This window comes from Fervidicoccaceae archaeon (assembly GCA_038878695.1).
Classification (GTDB): Archaea; Thermoproteota; Thermoprotei_A; order Sulfolobales; family Fervidicoccaceae; genus JAVZVD01.
Window position 1 is genome coordinate 42,726 of record JAVZVD010000002.1, and the last position, 17,451, is coordinate 60,176.

Genomic DNA, 17,451 nt, shown 5'->3' on the forward strand with positions numbered 1-17,451 from the left:
ATGCGCATTCTGATCGTTGGCGGGGGAGCGGTTGGGGGATACCTGGCGAGGCTCCTCTCCGAGAGGGGCCACGAGGTGCTGGTGGTAGACAAAGAGGCCGAGAAGTTGAGGTCCCTTCAGAGAGAAGCCGACGTGACCTGCATCACTCGCGACGCCACGGACCCGGGCCTCTACGATGAGATGAACTTGGCCTCCTTCGACGCGGTCGTGGCTTGCACCGACAGCGATGAGGTCAACTTGTTCGTGTCGGTGCTGGCGAAGGAGGCTAACGTGCCGCTAATCGTGGCTAGAGCGAGGAGCCCTAAGGTGGCCGCGCTGCTCCAGAGACTTGGGGTGCGCCATGTAGTGGTGGGCCCGATCCTAATAGCGAAGCTCATGCTATCCATGGTGGAGGGGCTCTTTGGGTCGGTCCCACTGACCGAAGCCCTCTCGGGCCTCTACTCGCTGCTCTCGCTCACGATAGGCACGACCGACTCTTCGGTGGGTAAGACGCTCGGCGAGCTAGAACTACCCGAGGGCTCTGCGATCCTCGCCATCGTGAAGGACAACGAGGTTCTGGCGCCCTCGGACTCGATCGAGCTCTCGCCCGGAACCATCGTGGTAGCGCTCGTCAGGAGCGAGAAATCGGAGGACTTCGAGAGAGTGTTCAGGTGAAGCCGCCTTGACCACGCAGAGCCTCCTCCCCAGGCTCCTCGAGACCCTCCTCCTCGTGGCCGCGCTGCTCGCGATAGTCGCGGCGGTCCTCGGAGACTTACGGAGGATGGTGAGGAGAGGGGCTCTGGGGGAGGCGGCAGCGGAGGAGCTCAAGAGGATCTTATGGACGTTCTCCCTAGCTATTATATTGCTCGTCTCGGCGTACTCCTTCTTCGGCTCGAGCGCCGCTCTACTCCTGTTGGTTGCCGCTATAACGGTCGGAGCCTTTAGCTCGTGGAAGCTGCTGACGAACTTGAGCGCGTACTACGCTCTCAGATTCTCGGCTCAGCTGAGTGAGGGGAAGCTCGTGGAATTAGACGGAGTGAAGGCGAAGATCAAGAGCCTCGGCCTGCTCACCACGTCGCTTCAGACGGACGAGGGGGACACCATACTCGTGCCCAACTCTCTGCTACTGGATAAGGTGATCAAGTGCCCAGGCGGGGAGAGGACCGCGGTTCTCAGGATAGGGGTCTCGGAGTGGGAGGAGGTGGATGAGGTGGTAGAAGAGGTGAGGCGAGTCGTGAGCAAAGAGTTCAAACACGCTGCGAGATCCGGCGACTTCGAGGTCCACCTCGAGAGCCTGAGTCCTAGGCGAGCGACGTTGCTATTGAGAGTCAGGTATGTCGGTCAGAGAGAGCGCGAGGAGGTGGCCGACTCGCTCGTGAGGAGTCTCGCGAGAGAGCTCGAGAAGTTCTCGCCGGAGATCGAGCTCGTCAGGCCGGGCTAGAGAGCGCGAACATCGATTTTAGGGCGAGGACCCCTCATCATCGAGGAAGGAGGTCTCAGCGCTTTGAGCTCTCCCAAGGGAGCCCGGGCCGATTGCCCAATGTGCGGTGCAAGGGTCGAGGCATCGAAGGTCTGGACAATGGTGGCTCCACTTCCCGACTCTTTGGGCAGACTCACCGTGACGGTCATGGGCTCCTTCAAGTGCCCGCAGTGCGGTAAGTCGTGGAGGGCCGTCATCTCGAAGCTGAAGGTCGGCGGAGGGGAGGTGGAAGTGAGCGGGAAAACTCTTCGGATCACGGGGGAGGAGAGGAGTCGAGGCGAGGTTATAGAGCTCGACGTCGAGTCGATCCTCTCGGAGCGAGAGTGAGTCGCGGCGCGGAGAAAAGCCGTTGGGCGAAGCACTACGGCGAGCTCGCCCTATTATTCGAGCTCCTCTCCTTTATTGGTCAAGCGGGGCGACGAGGTGTCTCTCTCCTTCATTCTCTACAGAGATAGGTCTCGCCTCGCCGACGTGGTGGAGTCTACTCTGCGCGAGTACGTCGATCTCATCTCGACGAGGTACAAGATCCAGGCTAGGCTGCTCGTGGTCATGCTGCCGCTCACCGACCCTGGCCTCTTACACCTCGAGCGCGCCGACGAGGCGTGCGTCGAGTCGGCCGAGCGCTCGAGCTCCTCTCGAGCTCTGGGGTGAGCCAGTGAGGAGGGGCGGGGCTCCCACGTGGTTGCGTGGTTAAGAGCTCCGCCGCGGCTCCAATAGCAAGAGGAGAAGAAGAATAGAAAGGGTCCCCGCGACGTCATCGAAGAGAGAAGGGGAGAGAACATCGCTTTGACGATGCTCGAGAGCCTTCTGAACTGTGCCCGCTCTCTGAGGAGCGCTATTGCGGGACGGTCGAAGCGAGCCCCGTTATGCCTCGAGAGGCTGGGCCTCTCGGCCGAGGAGACCTGGCCCCCCGATGACCTGGCGCTCCTAGCCGAGATGGATCTCGAGAGCTGGGGGTGGTCGGCCTTGGTGCACGTGGAGAGCTGCGGATCGACGCAAGACCTGGCGGCCGAGCTCGCGGAGCTAGGCTATCCGCACGGGACGGTGGTCGTCGCCGATGCGATGGCGAGAGGCCGGGGAAGGAGAGGGAGACGGTGGCTGGCCCCTAGGGGGGGGCTCTGGCTCACCGCTCTTCTGAGGCCGAGCTCGTGCTCGTCGATCCAGCTCGTGGGATTGGCGGCCGCTCTCTCCGCGGCCGAGACGGCCGAGGCCTTCGCTGGCGAGAGGGTCCTCGTGAGGTGGCCGAACGACGTCTACGCGCGAGGTCGGAAGTTAGCCGGGATCTTGATCGAGGCCGAGGTGGAGGCTCTCTCGAGCACGGTGCTATTGGGGATTGGGCTCAATCTAAACAACGAGCTTCCGAGCGAGTTGATCGGCAAAGCTATAACTTTGAGAGAGGTCGCGGGCTTTTACGTGCCGAGAGCGCTCTTCGCGGCGATCATGCTGGCGGTCCTCGGCTGCAGGCTCTCATCTCTCGAGGGCGGCGAGATAACGCGCGCCACCCTCGAGAGGCTAGACTGCCTGGGCGAGGAGGTATCGATAGACGTCGGCGGAGACGTCGTGCGCGGGCGCGTAGTCGGACTCGACGAGCTCGGCAGGCTACTCGTCGAGAGAGCTCGGGGAGAGGTAACAGCCTTGAGCGCCGGCGAGATCGTTCGCCTCGAGCCGAGGCGGAGCTCATTTTAAGGTTCGCGGGCCTCCTAACGCGGGGGCCCTCATCGTTGAGTGGCTCGTTGAATAACACGTCTAGAGTGAGACTGAAGAGCCTGGAGGGAGAACTCTTCGGGATCGAAGTAGACCTCCCGGGGTCTCCTCCTCTGGTCATGGTGGTTGGCAAGAGAGGTTTCGTGGCCTGCGGCCTCCTAGACGTGAGCGCGGCCGAGAGGGTCGGAGCGGCCGCGGCCAAAGTCGTTGGCGTGAGGTCCGTGGAGGAGATGCTAGATCGCGAGATCCAAGCGGTGACTTCTCGCGGCAGAGGGCTAGGCCTGAGAGAGGGCATGAGAGTCAGAGAGGCTCTCGAGTTGCTCTAGCGCCTCTCCCCCGCTCGCAGCGAGTCGCGCAGCGCTAGAGCGAGTCCGGCCAGCGAGGTCGAGGCGAGAGAGCCTAGAGAAGCGTAGTCTAGAGCGCTCGGCAGGAAGCGAGACCTAATTACGTATAATGCCGCGAAAGTCGCGAACCCGAGCAGGACGAGCGCAGAGGCCTCGCTCCGTCTCAGGCCTCTCGTTACCGAGAGGATCACAATGGGAGCCAAATATAGCAGAGCCGCCGAGCTCGCGACGGCCAGAGTCACGATCGGGGCCGAAGTCTTTAACGAGAAGAGCCCGACCACGAGCGCCAGGCCGGCCACGGCCGCTCTCCCCACCTTCGCGTCTCCTCTCCCCAAGACGTCAACGTCGATCACCGAGGCCAACGTCAACATGATTGAGTCCAACGTGCTCACCGCCGCTGCCCACACGGCCAGCGCCGCGGCCACGCTCAGAGCAGCCGGGGCGCCAGCGAGCAGCGCCGGCGTAACGAGGTTCGGGTGCGAGGCCTCGACGCCCAGGCCCGCGGCTCCGAGTCCGACGAGCACCACGCATATAGTCAACGCGGAGCCCGCGGTCAAGAACGCGATGCCGCCTCTGAACAAATCGATGGACGACTTGGGCGTGTAAAGCCTCTGGAGCACCTGAGGATTCGTCAACGCGAAGAAGATCCAGGGCACGGTGAGCGAGATGAACCTCTCGGGGGTCCAGAAGTTCAGGCCTCCCGGGACCTCGTGTAGCTCGCGCGGCACCTCGCCCAGGCCTCGGCCGACGTAAATCACCAGAGCGGCCGCCACCGCGAGGAAGTACAAGCCCTGCAACGCGTCGGTGAGGACCACGCCGCGCATTCCTCCTCTGACGACGTAGATCACCACAGTGGAGAGGGTCAGGACGACCGCGAGCTCGTAGGAGACCCCGAGCCTGGCCATGACGACGGCCGGCCCAACTACTTGAACGCTCATGTAGGGCACTAGGAAGATCAAGTAGGAGAGCGAGACGACGTATCTAGCGATCACGGAACCGTTATTGGAGTAGATCAGTTGAGCCGGGGTGACGGCTCCGAGCTCCAACGCTCTGCGCCTGATCCTGTCGCTCAGCAGAGCTAGCACGGCGGCTGTGCCGACGAGGTATGTCAGCTCGAAGCCGAGGGAGCCTACGCCGTAAAGACGAGCATAGCCTACGAGCCCCACGAGCATGAAGGCACTGTACGTCGTAGAGAAGTACGTTAGGAACTGCGCCGCCCAGCCAAGAGATCTACCAGCGAGGTAAAACTCCTCGGCGGTCTCGGCTCTCCACCTCGCTCGAGCCACCTCGCCCAAGAGTACGTAGACCGCCATCGTAGCGAGCAGTGACGCCACGAGGAGATCCAACGCAGCTTCTCACCTCCGTGAGCACGAGGCGAACAAAAGCGCGGCAGCTGCCGCGATGGAGCACCAAAACGCGAAGAGCGCCCACGGCTTCCAGAGCGGAGCAAGCGCGAAGGGGACTATGAAGGAGGAGAGGATGAGCGCGACGAAGGCTGCTAAGCAGGCCCTCGCTCGCATGACCCCGAGCCCTCTAGCTCGTGCTAGATGCTAGCGTCACCTTGGGGCGTTCAGGGAATATCTCCTTATTGCCTTAGTTATAACTGAGTTCAAATGCAACCGCTGCCCGAAACTCGGTAGTGCTCGATCGTGGCGCGCAGCCCCTCGCGGAGACCGACTCTCGGCTCCCACCCGAGCGTCTCGCGGATCCTCTCGATCGATGCGACGGACCTTCTCACGTCGTCCGGCCTCGGGGGAGCGAAGAGAGGTTCCATCGCTACTCCTACTAGCTCGGAGAGCACCCCCAAGAGGTCCATAACGCTCGTCTCGACGCCTGTCCCCACATTGAGGGGCCCTTCGGTCCTCGAGGTGAGAGCCGCCACGTTGGCCTCGACCACGTCGGAGACGAAGACGAAGTCTCTCGTCTGAGCCCCATCCCCGTACACGACGGGTCTACTGCCGCTCAGGAGAGCCTCGAGGAACGCTAGGACGACGCCGGCGTAGGGGCCTCTTCTCATTCGAGGGCCGTACACGTTGAAGTACCTCAGCGAGGCGCAGCTCAGCCCGTGCTCGGAGGAGTACCTCTCCACGAGCCTCTCCCCGAGGAGCTTCGTAACGCCGTAGAGGCTCTTGGGCCTCAGAGGGTGACTTTCGTCGATCGGCAGGCGCTCGGGGTCGCCGTAGACGGCAGCGCTGGAGGCGAAGACAAATCTCTCCGCGTCTATCCTCCTGGCCAGCTCGAGCAGGTTGTGTGTACCGTTCACGTTTACTCTGAAACCGAGCTCCGGGTCGGACCTCACCTCCTCTACTCTAACGATCGCCGCTAAGTGGAGGATAGAGACTCTCTCGCCCGAGAGCTCGGAAACCAGCCTCTCTACCGCCCGCGCGTCCGAGACGTCGAGCTCTAGGAGCTTTACTCGCTCGTCGCTCGGGACATTAGACCGCGAGCCCGAGCACAGATTGTCCACCACTAAGATCTCGATCTCATCGCAGGAGAGCAGGAGGTCCACGGTGTGGCTCCCTATGAAGCCGGCTCCTCCCGTTACTACAACGACGTTGGTCAGCCTTTCGCAGAGGGCGCCCCTCTCATCAAATGACTCTCCACTTCTTCTCGCGTACATCGAAGAACACCATTCCTCGTCTAAAGAGTTCGTTGAATAACATCGAGGCCTTGCCGAGGCTCTCCGCCACGGCGATCGGGTCTCCCGTCTTAGTCTCTGGCAGCCTGCTCACGAGCTCCTCGTAGACCCTCGGGTCGACGTAGAGCACGTCGTCCCCCATCTTGAGCTCTATGGCTCCTCTCGCTCTCAGCTCGCTGAGGACTTTTAGCCTCTCGCTGGGAGGCAGGCGCTCCAGGTCTCTCGCGAGCGAGACAAAGCCTCTCGACTCGAGCACCTCTGCCCAGCTCGGTGCTCGCTCGAGCGAGCGCCGAGCCTCGGCCTTCTCTCGAGAAATCTGCGCGCTGCTCAGAGCCTCCTCGAGAGCCTCCACGGACCCCTCGAGCCGAACCACGCTGTTCTCCAGCTCTTCGAGTTTGGCGGATAGAAGGCTCAGGGTCTCGAGGAGCGCCGAAGGAGCCTCGGGAACGTCTTTCTCCTCCTCGCGTTTGACGCGTTCGAGGAAGTCAACGAGCCTTCTCTGAGAGCCCCCGCTCGACACCTCTCCTACCGCCCGAATCTCTGGAGGCCGCGCTTAGAAAAGCGTGAGGCTCTCCACTCCTCAATGCATTCATTGCACACGTAATACAGCACTACGGCGACGAGGTCGGCGACCGAACCCATCGATTCCTCCTCGCTGAGCTCCGGTAGGCGCCCCTTCGCGCACTCCTCTTTGAGCTCTCGCGCTCTCTCGGCCCCTCTTCTTCTGAAGATGAGATAATCCTCGACCTTCGAGCAGACGCGCAGGTAGAGCTCATCGATCTCTGAGCTTGTGGGCACGGCGCAGCCCCTCTCGCTCAGGCGCTCCTCCGCGAGCCTCGACGTTCTGGCGAAGGCCGTGACGAGCTCCTCGACCACGGGGTCTCGCCGAGCCAGGAGCCTGAGCGCGAGGCCGAGGGGTCTGGCCTCGAACCTCCTCCTCTCGAGCGTGTAGAGAGGGCTCCTCACGTCGGGCCAGAAGCTGCTCGACGAGGGGAGGACGTGCGATGGCGAGGCCTCTCTTATCACATCGAAGAGTATTGATGCCGGGTCTCGAAGCGCGAGCGCTAGAGCGGCCCTTCCGTTACCGGCCGGGCTCTCGACCCTCTCGTCGTGACAGGCGGCTGCTACGTTGTAATAGAGCAGCAGCAGGCTCCCGGCCGCGAGGTTCGAGCCCATAGCCCTCGTAGCCTCGCCCACGATCTTTGGGAGTCTCGAGCCCGGAGGCTTAGGGAGCTCCTCGCAGAGCTCCTCGAACGCGGATCTGACGAGGTGAGAGAGCACGACGTAGCTCTGCAACGTCTTGTCTCGATGGTCTCGCGCTCTGCTCACCGTGCCGGCCCCGGTCCCCGCGGTGGGCTCCAGCGCGATAGCTATCGACGCCGCCACTGGGGGGTCGCCGTGCATCCTCACCACCCGCACGCGGAGCGAGCTCTCCCGGCCGCGAGCTCGATCGCCCGTCTCAGACCGGCCTCGCCCGAGAGCCTCAGGGCCTCCTCGGCCAGGAGGCGGAGCTCCGAGCAAAGGCGGCGCGCGTCGTGTCGCGGAGAGCGCCCCTCCACTCTGCTCAACCTGACGAGGAGCTCGACGAGCAGGCCCAAGGCTCTGCAAGTTGGCGCCATGCGGCTGGGGACGAGCAGAGCTCTTCGCCTCAGCCTCGCACGGACGATGGCGTGATCTCCTCGCTGCTCCGACCCTAGGACCTCCCCCAAAAGCGTTAGATACGATCCCTCAACCACGAGGAAGCTCCCGACTCGCTTGACGAGGAGAGATCGGGGGTCGGTGTAGGCCTTCACGAAGACCTCCGGGTCTCCGAGGACGTTGAAGTGAAGCAGTGACTCCTCGAGAGCTCCAGACGTCGCCAGCTCGTGGGCTCGCGAGCCGTGGAAAAGCCTTAACTCCGCGCTCAGGGCGCCGGCCACCCTTACGCCGAGGAGAGCTCTGTGGAGCTCTTCCCCCCCTTTCTCGAATATCGCGAGGCCCTCGATGAATGCCCCCTTGGCCCACGAGAGGAACGACAGCTCCTCCGCCTCGATCTCTATCAACGAGCTCGCCTCCTAGGCAGCGCGTAGTGCTCTCCGCTCCACAGATATAGTTGGAGCCTCGGGGAGCCTCCCGAGATCACGACCTCGAGATCTCCCCTAGCCGCCACCTCATCGCCCTCCTCGGCGAGCTCGCAGAATCTGCCTCGATCCGAGACAACTTCGATGAGCCCCGCCTCGGTCTCTACTCCATAGGAGCAGGGGTAGATCCACGATCGTTCGGCGTCAACAACTTCCCCCTCGACGAGGACCTGCCCAACCTTGAGGACCTCCCTCTCGCAGAGCCCCGGCTCCCGCGGGCGAGCCGGGACAAGCCTGACGTAGACTCTAAGCCCTCTCCGCTTCCCCTGGAGCGCCTTGAGCCTCTCTCTCTCAATGAGCTCCCTCGAGGCGATCCTGCCCTGCTCCCGCAGCATGTCGAGGACCTCGCCCACCTCGAGAGGTTCGAGGAACGCGTTCTCGCGTAGGAAGCCGTAGAGTTCTCTCGACTCATCTAAACCGTAACACACGAGGTCGACGTCCCTGCCGGGCCCGAGGACGAGCTTGGGGAACAGGAGCGCGCTCCCCGTGAGCCCTATGCTCTCCACGCCGCTCTCCCTCCTGAGCTCCTCGAGCAGCTCGCAGGCTGGGTCTGATGACGATACCGAGCACCTCTCGGGCTCGAGAGGGCTCAAGGTCCTCGCCTCCTCGAGTCTGCGCAACGGCGGGAGAGGAACGATCCTCCCGTGGCATCTGCTGTAGGATAGCAGAGACCGATCGAGCAGCTCGACTCTGCGAGCCGCCTCCTCGGGCTCCTTGGACTTCCACCTGTCGCCAGCGAGCGAGTACCTAGGGAGGGCCAACACGCGCCCCTCGGGCTGATCGACTCCCCGCACGATCCACGCGTGCCTCAGCCACTCGAACGCGCAGCCCTCGACAAGGCACTCGAGCATCAGAGGCCCCTGAGCCGAGGAGTTTCGCGCAAGCGGTTTAAGCCCTCGGGTCGAGACCCGCTCGGGGCGGAGGAGCCCTTGCCGAGGATCGGCGTGGTCTTTAGTCGGCGAGACCCGGCGGGCTCCGGCGCGGCGAAGATTCTCTCTGAGCTGTTGAGCCGCGGCGAGAGCTCGAGCGACGTCCTCTTGGCCGGATTCGAGGAGGACGTGGTAGACTTCGAGTTCCTCCGAGGAGCCGACGAATTCATCATTCTCTCGAAGCACAGGAGCGAGGCGGAGATCCCTTGCTTGACGGTCCACCACCCGGGCAATCCCACGCCTCGCGCCCAACTCGGCGGGAAGCCCTGCTCTTTAGCCTGGAGCTCCCCGGTTCTCTCCTACGAGATATTACGGGAGATGGTCAAGGAGGCAAGAGGATCGATAGAGGTTACGTACGAGGTCACGCATCACGGGCCCACGGAGGTCCCGAAGCCCGTAGTCTTCGCCGAGATAGGCAGCACTCCGAGGGAGTGGAGCAGCGAAGAGCTCCAGAGGGCTCTGGCGAGAGCGATCGAGACGACGATCTCGAGGCTGAGAGAGGGCTCCGGGAGTCGCTGCAGGAGGGCCATCGGGATAGGGGGAGGGCACTACGCGCGCGCGTTCACCAGGATGGCTCTCGAGGAGGGCTACTGCTTCGGGCACATACTCGCCAAGCACGCGGTTAGAGAGGGGCTGTGCCCCGACGCGCTCGAGCAGGCGATCGACAAGAACCTCGGCGGGGTCGAGGAGATAGTGCTCGAGAAGAAAGCCGGCCCGAGCGAGTTCAGGAGGAGCGTGGCGGAGCTGGCCTCGAGGAGAGGCCTCGAGCTCACGGTAATCTAGACCGCGATCAGAGTGACGGTCTTCACGACTTCGTCGAGCCCTCTTATCCCGGAGACCAGTTTGTCGAGAGCCCTCAGGTCTCTGGCCTCGACCGTGACCACGAGGTCGTACTCGCCGAAGACGGGCTTGGCGTCGACCCAGACGTCGCCCTCCATCTCACCGGCCAGTCTCTCTATCTTCTCCTTGACCTTGTGCTCTGTCCCCACTCTCGTCACCACTAAGACGAAGGCACCCAAGCCTCGCTCAGACACGAGGGGCACCCCTCATTATAGTGCTCTCGAGGTATAAATGGAAAGAAGCAGCTAGAGCTCCACCGCGCCAATACTAATAAGGGGAGGCGCTCAACGACGTGGTCGAGGAGCCGCCGTAGCTCAGCCCGGTAGAGCGCCGGCCTCGTACGGGCGCGAGAGGCTCGGGTCGCCGACCGGGAAAGCCGGTGGCCGCGGGTTCGAATCCCGCCGGCGGCTCCACGAAAGCTAGCAAGGAACAAATCGATGGCGCTCGAGACCTCGAGGCTCTGCGACCTGTGCGGTCGTCGAGGCGCCTATGTCTATCAGGCGTACGCGTCTCGAGTCCTCTGCGCGCAGTGCCTCATAGATGACGTGATCGAGAGAGCGAAGCTCACGATATCGAGATACAACATGGTGTCCCCGGGAGATAATGTGGCTCTCGCTCTCAGCGGAGGCAAAGACAGTCTAGTGCTCTTAGATGCGCTGGTGAGGATAATCGAGCCCAGCAGGCTGATCGGAATATCGATCATCGAGGGGATAAGAGGCTATACGAGAGAGGAGGACGTGGAGAGGACGAGGAGGCTGGCGCGCGAGCTGGGCGTCGACGTTGTCACGGCAACTTTCAGAGAATTCTATGGCGCGAGCCTTAGCGAGATGATAGACGCCGCGAGGGCTCGAGGAGCGGCTCAGAGCCCCTGCACATTCTGCGGAGTATTGAGGCGCAGAGCCATAAATTCCGTTGCTAGAGAGCTAGGCGCCACCAAGGTGGCCACGGCTCACAACCTCGACGACGAGGTCCAGACCGCGCTGATCAATCTGCTTCGCGGCGACGTCTACAGATTGGCCCGCCTCAGCCCCCTCGCTCCTCGCCTCAGCGAGCTCTTCGTCCAGAGGATCAAGCCTCTGAGACGCGTGTACGAGTGGGAGATAGTGTTTTACGCGAATGCGCGCGGCTTCCCCTTCCAAGAGATCGACTGCCCCTATATAGTCGAGGCCCCCACGGCTAGAGCTAGGCTGAGGAGGACGCTCTACTCTATCGAGTGGGAGAGGCCCGGAACTCTCATGAGGCTCCTGGACGCCCTCGACGAGCTCGCCGCTAGGCTTCTGCCCGAAGTCGAGAGGCACGGGAGGCTCCCGGTGTGCTCCGTCTGCGGCGAGCCGACGAGTCGGGGGAGGGAGCTCTGCAAGACCTGCGAGCTGCTCTCGTCGATCGCGGGGGGAGCTACTCGGAGCGGTGGCGGCGCGAGCGCTCTGTAGACCTCGCCGCGATGACCTGGTCCACTCCGTGAATCACTGCGCCCAACTTCTCGAGGCTCTCCTTAACAGACTCGAAGTCTATGGCTTCGCCCTCCAGCGTCACGATCAGAGTGACCGTGTCTACGTCGAACTCCTTGACCACGATCTCGACCTTCTCGACGCCCTCCAAGCTCTCTAAGGCGAGAGCCATCTCCTCGATGCCTAGCCCCCGCAGGGGCTTGAGGACATCTAACACGAGCTTCCTCAAGGGCAAGACCGGGCCTCCCCCCGCTCGGCGGCTTAGTATCGCTCACCGCTGCCGCTCGGCGGGACTCAACCTCTTCTCGATAAACTTCGCCTGGCCGTGCTGATTCCAGACGACTCTCACCGAGAGTTGTCTCGGTTTACGCGGCTCCTCGAGCGGTAATAGGTGCTCGACCGAGGCCCCCGGTTCCAGCACTCCCACGTGCTTCCTGGAGACGGTTTGTCCCAGCGCTAGAACCACTATCTGAACCGAGCAGGCCTGAGCCGACCCCGTGTTCTTGACCCTCACGAGGAGACCCCTCTCCTCGACGCTGGCGTCTACTTCAATGTGGGGCCCAGCTTCCGTGGTTGAGTAGTACACGATGCTTGGGACGAAGAGATAGGACTGCGAGAAGCCGTGAGGGACTCTCAGGACTACGTCGTCGGCTCGCTCGAGCTCTACCTCGAAATCTTGGACCGAGCTCGTGACTTGGAGGCGCTTGGCACCCTCGCTCCCCAGCACCTCAATGACCCCGTTCTGATCCGGCGAGAAGGCCACGAAGCTCAGCGCGCTCCTCGAGGCCTCGCCGCCCAGCCCGTCTATCTCTAGGGCCTCGCCGGGCGCGAGCTTGAAGCATCCTCCCACGTACTTTATCGAGCTCCTGCAGCCCGTCGAGGCAAGGATCTTCACGAGCGAGACCGACAGGAGCCTGACCGGATCTGACGCGGTCCACGAGACGTCGAGCACGTGGCTTTCTCTGCCGGGGTCTCTCCTGATTATCGGAGAGACGTCGAATATTATCGAGGCTAGCTCTAGACCTCGCTTATCTACTACGGAGCAGCTGGGGGAGAACATGCGAGCGAGGGGGACCCCATCGATTCTGAGCCTCCACGATCTCATCGACGAGGCTCTCGACAACGTAGTAACTTCGAGAAATGCCCCGACGACGTCGGAGGCGGGGGCGGAGGGAGCGTGTAGGCTCACTCTGAGCCTGTCGGGGTTACCCGCTCCCCCGAGGGATCTATCGAGGGGCGCGTGCACTACTCTGCTGGCGGCCTCGAACGTTCCCGCGAATATAACGCTCTTCGAGCCCACGAGTAGCACCGAAGAAGTGTGGAGCTCGGGAAAGTATATCCTTTGGGCCCCTCATAGTCATTGGAGCTCTATCTAGGTCTAGGCTCGCGACCGTGCCCTCATATGTCACGAGCTACCCGTCGTGCAGAATAGGAGCTCACCGCGACGCCGCGCTTAGACCAATACCGCTCCGGGAACCTCTCCACGGGTCCCTTGATCATCGTGGCGACGCCATCGATCAACCGCTATTCCAAAGCTCGTAGTTCCCTGCGCTTCGGCTTTTTCTGCGCACGAAGCATGGCGGTCTCCCGTCGCGCTTAGTATCGAAGAGCACTTCGGATTCGTAGCGGATCGCGGAGCCCATCCCCTCCAGGGCAACAGCGCCGTCTTGTTCAAAGCTCTAGCGCTTTTTGCCGCTGCGCGGAACGCTCCGGCGAGCTCGCGCTCGCTGAGCACCGAGAGGAGGACCTCTGTGGATCTCTCCAAAGAAGATGGGCTCCCCCCTCCCGTCGAGCGAGAGCGCGTGGAGCGGCTTCGGAAGCTCACGGACGCGGGGCCTTTCGATCGAGCTGGGTCGAGCCGCTGGGGGTCAGCTCAACGTAGGCTCTCAGAGCCCTGCCGCTCTCTCGCTATTAAGATTAGCCGCGGAGATTAAGCCCTCGCTCTCAACACGATCCTCGACGCGCTCGTCGAGCGCGTCGAAATTCTGGAGCCTCGAGGCTCAGAGCGACGGCAGAGATAGCGGGACCGGAAGGAGATAAAATACCGAGGAAAGGGTCCTCCGCCCCCAGAGCGTCGGAGAGGCTTTCGGCCCTTACGGCGAGCCACCGAGCCGTTTCGCTCTCGATGAACAAAAACTTTCGATAGGAAAATCAATCAGAGAGGGATGTTTCCGTGTTTCCTGAGCGGAGGGTTCATCCTCAATTCTCTCTTGCTCAGGAGTAGCTCCAGCGTTCTCGCGAGCTTGGGCCTAGTCTCGCTGGGCTCGATCACGTCGTCGACGTAGCCTCGAGAGGCCGCGAAGAATGGCGTGGCGAGCTTCTCCCTATACTCGCGCTCGAAGGACTCGAGCAGCTCCCTCCTCCTCTCCTCGCTCCCGGCGGCCTCCAACTCCTTCCTATGAATTATCTCCGCCGCCTCTTTCGGCCCCATCACGGCTATCTCGGCCGTGGGCCAAGCGACGACGTAGTCGGCCCCGAGGTGTTTGCTCGCCATAGCTATGTAAGCTCCGCCGTAGGCCTTCCTAGTTATAACCGTGAGCTTAGGCACCGTGGCCTCGCTATACGCGTAGAGCACTTTGGCCCCATGTCTGATTATCCCTCCGTGCTCCTGTCTCGTCCCGGGAAGATAGCCGGGCGTGTCGACGAACGTGACTATCGGCACGTTGAACGCGTCGCAGAACCTGACGAACCTCGCTATCTTGTCCGAGGAGTCTATGTCCAGGACTCCAGCCATGAACTCCGGATTATTGGCCACGACGCCGACGACGCGCCCGCTCAGCCTCCCGAAGCCCACTATCGCGTTTCTAGCCCACGTGGCGTGGACCTCGAGGAACGTGTCGTGGTCGAGGACTCTCTCGATGATTTCTCGCATGCTGTAGGGCTTCTGGGGGTCGCTCGGCACGATCGCGTCGAGCTCGGGATCTCTCCTCTCCGGGTCATCGCCCGTGTCGACGTAGGGCGGGTCCTCGGCGTTATTGCTCGGCAGATAGCTCAAGAGCCTCCTCACGAGGGCCAGGGCGTCCTCATCGCTCTCAGCGACGAAGTGCGCCACGCCGCTCTTCGAGGCGTGGACGTCGGCTCCCCCCAATTGGAAGTGATCGACCTCCTCGCCTATAGCGGCCTTAACCACTCTGGGACCCGTGACGTACATGAAGCTCGTTCTCTTGACCATCACCACGAAGTCCGTCAGAGCAGGCGAGTAGACTGCTCCGCCCGCGCAGGGGCCCATTATTGCGGAGATCTGGGGAATCACGCCCGAGGCCATCACATTCATGTAGAAGATCTCGCCATACCCCTTGAGGCTGTCTATTCCCTCCTGGATCCTGGCCCCCCCAGAGTCGTTCAGGAACACTATAGGAACTCCACAGCTCAGAGCCAACTGCGCGATCTTCACAATTTTGGCGGCGTGCATCTCGCCGAGAGAGCCTCCCATGAAGGTGAAGTCCTGGGCCGCCACGGCGACCTTCCTCCCGGCGACCTCACCGAACCCCACGACGACGCCGTCGCCATAGACTCTCCTCTCTTCCATTCCGAATCCGTGCGCTCTGTGCGTGACGAACGCGTCTATCTCGACGAAGCTCCCCGGGTCGAGCAACAGCTCTATCCTCTCTCGCGCGGTTAGCTTCCCTCTCTCGTGCTGCTTAGCTATCTCCTCGGGCCCTCCGCCTAGCCTCGCCCTCTCTCTGGCCCTCCTCAGCTCCGCTATCTCGCGTCTAACCTCCGAGCCCAAGCTATCGACCTCGACCGACGACTTCGAGGCGACCGCGGCTAAATAACGTCGCGAGCTCCTGGCAATGGTAATTAAAGCCGAGAGCCCCTCCACGCGCTAGGTGCGCCGGGCTGGCGACCGGAGCGGAGGCCTCGGGCGGGCTCGAGTCGGGCGCGATCCTAGCGGTCTCGGGCCTAATCATCACGTTTGCCGTCTTGGGGATCCTGGCCCTAGCGCTGAAGCTCATGTCGTCCCTCGCTTCGAAGCTCGAGAGATCCCGAGAAAGGGTCGGAGAGATCTCGAGCTTGGAGCCTCGTCCGGCTCTCGGCGGAGAGGACGAGGTGGAGCTGGCGGCGATAGCCGCAGCCCTCGCCACTCACTTGAGCGGGGTCGCGAGGAGGAGCCGAGCAGTCGAGTCGATGCCGAGAGCCTGGGTGATGGCGTGGAGAGCGAGAGCCGTCGAGGGCCTCCGCGAGGTCGCGTGGAGGCGAGGGAGAATTGCTCGAGAGAGAGCTCGTAGTTAGAGTGGGCGGCAGGGAGTACAGGGCCTTAGTCCGAGAGATCGAGCCCAACAAATACGTCGTGAGGATAGAGGGCAGAGAGATCTCGGTGGAGATCACCCCGACCTCGCCCAGGCCTCGAGCGACGTCGACTCCCTCGAGCGCCGCGCCGACCGCTCTCGCTCCGCCCGCCGAGGCCCCTAGTCCTCTCCCCAGGGGGGCCGAGGCTCTCGGCCCGACCATAGAGGCCCCGGTCCCCGGCAAGATACTGACGATCCGAGCGGGTCCCGGCGACCTGCTCGAGAGAGGAGCGGTCGTGCTGACTATGGAGTCAATGAAAATGGAGCTCGAGATAAGAGCTCCGGCGAAGTGCAGGGTCAAGGAGGTCCTCGTGAAGCCGGGAGACTTCGTGGAGGTCGGCTCCCCGCTCGTGAGGATAGAGGAGGTGGTGTGAGGCTGCAGAGCGGCATCGTTGAGGCCTTCGCGGGCTTTTTGGCGAGCACAGGCCTGGCCAACGCCACGGCATATCACGCGGTCTTCATCGCCGTTGGCGTCTTGCTGTTGTACCTCGCATTGGCGAGGAGAGTCGAGCCTCTCTTGTTGACTGGGATAGGCGTCGGTATGATATTGGCCAACATACCCATGGCCCACTTGGCTGCTCCGCCGGAGACGCTGAAGCCCGGAGAGCCGATCACGCTGAGGGACCTGGTCGAGGGCGGGGCCGGCCCCCTCTTCGTGCTATACTACGTGCTCGTTCAAACCGAGATAATACCATTGCTGATCTTCGTGGGCCTCGGGGCGCTGACGGACTTCAGGCCGCTCATAGCTCAGCCCTATACGTTCCTGCTGGGAGCGGCCGCTCAACTAGGAGTGTTCGTCGCGATGCTCGGGTCTCTCGCCATGGGCTTCAGACTGAACGAGGCGGCCAGCATAGGCATAATCGGAGGCGCCGACGGTCCCACAACGATCTATACGACGGTCAAGCTAGCTCCCTACATGCTGGGGCCTATAGCGCTGGCGGCTTACACCTACATGGCGCTCGTGCCTATAATTCAGCCCCCGATAATCAGGCTGATCCCCGCGAAGCACAGAGCCGTCAAGATGAGGCCTCCCAGGCAGGTGGGGAGACTGGAGGCTTTGCTGTTCCCCGTGGTGCTCGCTCTCGGCGTAGGATTGCTCGTGCCTCGAGCTGCCCCGATCGTGGGCATGATAGCCCTCGGCAACGTCCTCCGCGAGAGCGGCGTGACGGAGGTGGTGGAGAGGCTCAGCAAGACCGCCTCCAACGAGCTCATGAACGTGCTCACGCTCCTGCTCACACTTATCGTCGGGTCCACCATGAGCGTCGACATGATGACCTACTACTCGACCGCCATGGGGATACCGCTCGAGGAGCTCCTCGCTAAGTTCGCTCTGGTCTTCCTCTGGGGCCTCCTCTCCTTCGTCTTCTCGACGCTGGGCGGAGTAGCTCTAGGCGAGCTGCTCTACATCGTGACGGGCGGCAAGGTCAATCCAATAATAGGGGCCGCCGGCGTCTCGGCCGTCCCCATGTCGGCTAGGGTCTGCCAGAGAGAGGCCCAGAGGGTCGACCCGACCAACTTCGTGTTGATGAATGCCATGGGCCCCAACGTGGCCGGCGTCATAGGGACGGCGACGGTCGCCGGGATATACATCGATTACGTGATTAGGGTCGTGAGCGGGCCCTGAGCAAGCGACGATCGACGGACGAGAGGGGCCCTCCGCCGTCCTATCGGAGCCGATTC

22 protein-coding genes and 1 tRNA gene are annotated in these 17,451 nt (G+C 62.6%); 12 read left to right on the forward strand and 11 right to left on the reverse strand.

Going from position 1 to position 17,451, the window contains the following annotated elements; genetic code table 11:
* The 6 genes from QXU97_03560 to QXU97_03585 all read left to right on the forward strand — a co-directional run bounded on the left by QXU97_03560 (position 1) and on the right by QXU97_03585 (position 3,489).
* Positions 1-654, forward strand: a complete 654-nt coding sequence (locus tag QXU97_03560; GenBank protein MEM4035671.1) for a TrkA family potassium uptake protein — start codon at positions 1-3, stop codon at positions 652-654.
* Between the two features lie 7 nt (positions 655-661).
* Entirely contained in the window at positions 662-1,420 is a 759-nt protein-coding gene (locus QXU97_03565) for a mechanosensitive ion channel (GenBank protein ID MEM4035672.1), read from the forward strand.
* Positions 1,421-1,483: 63 nt separating this feature from the next.
* Positions 1,484-1,786, forward strand: a complete 303-nt coding sequence (locus tag QXU97_03570; protein ID MEM4035673.1) for a chromatin protein Cren7 — start codon at positions 1,484-1,486, stop codon at positions 1,784-1,786.
* Positions 1,787-1,861: 75 nt separating this feature from the next.
* Entirely contained in the window at positions 1,862-2,110 is a 249-nt protein-coding gene (locus QXU97_03575; GenBank protein ID MEM4035674.1) for a hypothetical protein, read from the forward strand.
* A gap of 141 nt (positions 2,111-2,251) precedes the next feature.
* Positions 2,252-3,145 carry a biotin--[acetyl-CoA-carboxylase] ligase gene (locus QXU97_03580; protein ID MEM4035675.1) on the forward strand — a complete coding sequence of 298 codons (894 nt, stop codon included), beginning with the start codon at positions 2,252-2,254 and terminating at the stop codon, positions 3,143-3,145.
* Between the two features lie 35 nt (positions 3,146-3,180).
* A complete protein-coding gene (locus QXU97_03585; GenBank protein MEM4035676.1) occupies positions 3,181-3,489 on the forward strand; it encodes a DUF1805 domain-containing protein in 309 nt (102 codons plus the stop codon).
* On the opposite strand, the gene QXU97_03590 is transcribed toward QXU97_03585, so the two are convergent.
* From QXU97_03590 to QXU97_03615, 6 genes are all read right to left on the reverse strand, one after another.
* On the reverse strand, positions 3,486-4,853 hold the full coding sequence (locus QXU97_03590) for a hypothetical protein (GenBank protein MEM4035677.1): 1,368 nt from the start codon (positions 4,851-4,853) through the stop codon (positions 3,486-3,488). The two genes, QXU97_03585 and QXU97_03590, sit on opposite strands and share 4 nt — an antisense overlap.
* Before the next feature lie 263 nt (positions 4,854-5,116).
* Positions 5,117-6,127, reverse strand: coding sequence for a GDP-mannose 4,6-dehydratase (locus tag QXU97_03595; protein ID MEM4035678.1), 1,011 nt, complete (start codon positions 6,125-6,127; stop codon positions 5,117-5,119).
* Complete coding sequence (locus tag QXU97_03600; GenBank protein ID MEM4035679.1) at positions 6,096-6,665, reverse strand: hypothetical protein; 570 nt, start codon at positions 6,663-6,665, stop codon at positions 6,096-6,098. Before QXU97_03600 ends, QXU97_03595 begins: the two co-directional genes overlap by 32 nt.
* Positions 6,666-6,670: 5 nt before the next feature.
* Positions 6,671-7,564 (reverse strand): triphosphoribosyl-dephospho-CoA synthase, encoded by an 894-nt coding sequence (locus tag QXU97_03605; GenBank protein ID MEM4035680.1) that lies wholly within the window; start codon positions 7,562-7,564, stop codon positions 6,671-6,673.
* Positions 7,552-8,187, reverse strand: coding sequence for a DUF447 family protein (locus QXU97_03610; GenBank protein MEM4035681.1), 636 nt, complete (start codon positions 8,185-8,187; stop codon positions 7,552-7,554). Before QXU97_03610 ends, QXU97_03605 begins: the two co-directional genes overlap by 13 nt.
* Positions 8,184-9,116 carry a hypothetical protein gene (locus QXU97_03615; protein MEM4035682.1) on the reverse strand — a complete coding sequence of 311 codons (933 nt, stop codon included), beginning with the start codon at positions 9,114-9,116 and terminating at the stop codon, positions 8,184-8,186. The genes QXU97_03610 and QXU97_03615 overlap by 4 nt, the downstream gene beginning before the upstream one ends.
* Before the next feature lie 78 nt (positions 9,117-9,194).
* Between QXU97_03615 and QXU97_03620 the strand changes: the two genes are divergently transcribed.
* Positions 9,195-9,977, forward strand: a complete 783-nt coding sequence (locus QXU97_03620) for a D-aminoacyl-tRNA deacylase (GenBank protein MEM4035683.1) — start codon at positions 9,195-9,197, stop codon at positions 9,975-9,977.
* Here QXU97_03620 and QXU97_03625 read toward each other — a convergent pair.
* The gene (locus tag QXU97_03625; GenBank protein MEM4035684.1) at positions 9,974-10,228 is read right to left on the reverse strand and encodes an Lrp/AsnC ligand binding domain-containing protein; all 255 of its coding nucleotides are present in this window, start codon (positions 10,226-10,228) and stop codon (positions 9,974-9,976) included. The genes QXU97_03620 and QXU97_03625 overlap by 4 nt on opposite strands.
* A 109-nt stretch (positions 10,229-10,337) precedes the next feature.
* On the opposite strand from QXU97_03625, the gene QXU97_03630 reads away from it, so the two are divergent.
* Positions 10,338-10,447: transfer RNA gene (locus tag QXU97_03630), tRNA-Thr, on the forward strand.
* A 24-nt stretch (positions 10,448-10,471) separates the two neighbouring features.
* Complete coding sequence (locus tag QXU97_03635) at positions 10,472-11,464, forward strand: TIGR00269 family protein (GenBank protein MEM4035685.1); 993 nt, start codon at positions 10,472-10,474, stop codon at positions 11,462-11,464.
* On the opposite strand, the gene QXU97_03640 is transcribed toward QXU97_03635, so the two are convergent.
* The 4 genes from QXU97_03640 to QXU97_03655 form a co-directional block, all read right to left on the reverse strand.
* Positions 11,430-11,717 (reverse strand): DUF211 domain-containing protein, encoded by a 288-nt coding sequence (locus QXU97_03640; protein MEM4035686.1) that lies wholly within the window; start codon positions 11,715-11,717, stop codon positions 11,430-11,432. The two genes, QXU97_03635 and QXU97_03640, sit on opposite strands and share 35 nt — an antisense overlap.
* A gap of 36 nt (positions 11,718-11,753) precedes the next feature.
* Entirely contained in the window at positions 11,754-12,782 is a 1,029-nt protein-coding gene (locus QXU97_03645; GenBank protein ID MEM4035687.1) for a hypothetical protein, read from the reverse strand.
* A gap of 855 nt (positions 12,783-13,637) precedes the next feature.
* Positions 13,638-15,212 (reverse strand): carboxyl transferase domain-containing protein, encoded by a 1,575-nt coding sequence (locus tag QXU97_03650; protein ID MEM4035688.1) that lies wholly within the window; start codon positions 15,210-15,212, stop codon positions 13,638-13,640.
* 1 nt (position 15,213) lies between these two features.
* Positions 15,214-15,438 carry a hypothetical protein gene (locus QXU97_03655; GenBank protein ID MEM4035689.1) on the reverse strand — a complete coding sequence of 75 codons (225 nt, stop codon included), beginning with the start codon at positions 15,436-15,438 and terminating at the stop codon, positions 15,214-15,216.
* On the opposite strand from QXU97_03655, the gene QXU97_03660 reads away from it, so the two are divergent.
* From QXU97_03660 to QXU97_03670, 3 genes are read left to right on the forward strand one after another with little or no spacing between them, the layout of a single operon-like run.
* Positions 15,407-15,715 (forward strand): hypothetical protein, encoded by a 309-nt coding sequence (locus QXU97_03660; GenBank protein MEM4035690.1) that lies wholly within the window; start codon positions 15,407-15,409, stop codon positions 15,713-15,715. The genes QXU97_03655 and QXU97_03660 overlap by 32 nt on opposite strands.
* The gene (locus QXU97_03665; GenBank protein MEM4035691.1) at positions 15,690-16,145 is read left to right on the forward strand and encodes a biotin/lipoyl-containing protein; all 456 of its coding nucleotides are present in this window, start codon (positions 15,690-15,692) and stop codon (positions 16,143-16,145) included. Before QXU97_03660 ends, QXU97_03665 begins: the two co-directional genes overlap by 26 nt.
* The gene (locus tag QXU97_03670; protein MEM4035692.1) at positions 16,142-17,395 is read left to right on the forward strand and encodes a sodium ion-translocating decarboxylase subunit beta; all 1,254 of its coding nucleotides are present in this window, start codon (positions 16,142-16,144) and stop codon (positions 17,393-17,395) included. Before QXU97_03665 ends, QXU97_03670 begins: the two co-directional genes overlap by 4 nt.
* Positions 17,396-17,451 lie beyond the last annotated feature (56 nt).

Bases quoted from the DNA above. Each gene is read 5' to 3' on its own strand.
- QXU97_03635 (MEM4035685.1), top strand. From the start codon at position 10,472: ATGGCGCTCGAGACCTCGAGGCTCTGCGACCTGTGCGGTCGTCGAGGC.
- QXU97_03580 (MEM4035675.1), top strand. From the start codon at position 2,252: ATGCTCGAGAGCCTTCTGAACTGTGCCCGCTCTCTGAGGAGCGCTATT.
- QXU97_03655 (MEM4035689.1), bottom strand. From the start codon at position 15,438: ATGAGCTTCAGCGCTAGGGCCAGGATCCCCAAGACGGCAAACGTGATG.
- QXU97_03560 (MEM4035671.1), top strand. From the start codon at position 1: ATGCGCATTCTGATCGTTGGCGGGGGAGCGGTTGGGGGATACCTGGCG.
- QXU97_03615 (MEM4035682.1), bottom strand. From the start codon at position 9,116: ATGCTCGAGTGCCTTGTCGAGGGCTGCGCGTTCGAGTGGCTGAGGCAC.
- QXU97_03595 (MEM4035678.1), bottom strand. From the start codon at position 6,127: ATGTACGCGAGAAGAAGTGGAGAGTCATTTGATGAGAGGGGCGCCCTC.